The sequence below is a fragment of the Bartonella sp. AA2SXKL genome (assembly GCF_042197205.1).
Taxonomy (GTDB): Bacteria; Pseudomonadota; Alphaproteobacteria; order Rhizobiales; family Rhizobiaceae; genus Bartonella.
In genome coordinates this window covers 260-1060 of record NZ_JBHIRN010000063.1, presented here as the reverse complement: position 1 = coordinate 1060, position 801 = coordinate 260, and the positions used below count along the sequence as shown (strand labels likewise).

Annotated in this window: 1 pseudogene; it reads left to right on the top strand. The window is 36.5% G+C overall.

What is annotated here, in order from left to right:
* Positions 1-71: 71 nt before the first annotated feature.
* Positions 72-801: pseudogene (locus ACFINS_RS09740) on the top strand (acyl-CoA dehydrogenase); the annotation flags it as partial.

Sequence of the window (801 nt, the reverse complement as noted above, 5' to 3'; positions counted from 1 at the left end):
ATAAATATTTTTTAACTGCAAAAAAACAAATAGTCTATGATATGAATGATTTGAATAATAGGAATATGCCTATGAGTGGTGTACTTGCGCAAAACTCCCGCCGAAAAAATGCATTTCTCAGTGATACGCTGATGTTTCGCATTGCGTCCACTTTGCCTACATTTTTGTTAGCAAGTTTTGAAGAAATAGGAGATTTTGTAGCCAGCCGTAAAGCATGGGAGCTTGCCTCTTTGGCGAATCGTTATCGGCCAATGTTACGTTATAACGACGAATGGGGGAAACCAACAGAAAAATTAGAGATACACTCTTCTTACAAAGCTCTTCAACAATATTCCAGACAAGCTGGTTTGGTCACTTCACTTTGGGAAAACACCAGTTCAGAAAATGGGATACGCTATCAAGCACGTGCTATTCGCTTGGCCTTATCTGCCAGCCTAGAAACGGGGCATTTGAATGAAGTTATTATTACAAGTGCCGCTATTGCAGTTTTAATTAGTGATGTTGAGCTTTTTAAAAAATGGCAAAATGCACTCTTATCGCGTCAATATGATTTGTCATCCAAGCCTGTTAATAGTAAAAAAGCAGCTTCATTAACTTGTGCTTTTGACGATTTTGAGAAACACGAAAAACACTCTTTCAATTTTCCAAGTGTTAAAAAAATTTCTTTTGATGAAAAAATGGGACGTGATCTCTATCGTTTAAATGTTGTAAAAACCAATGTTATTAATCCTATAGTTGATGGATATCTTGTTAGTGCAGATTTAGATGGTCATTTAAGTTGCTTTTTAGTTCCACGCATGC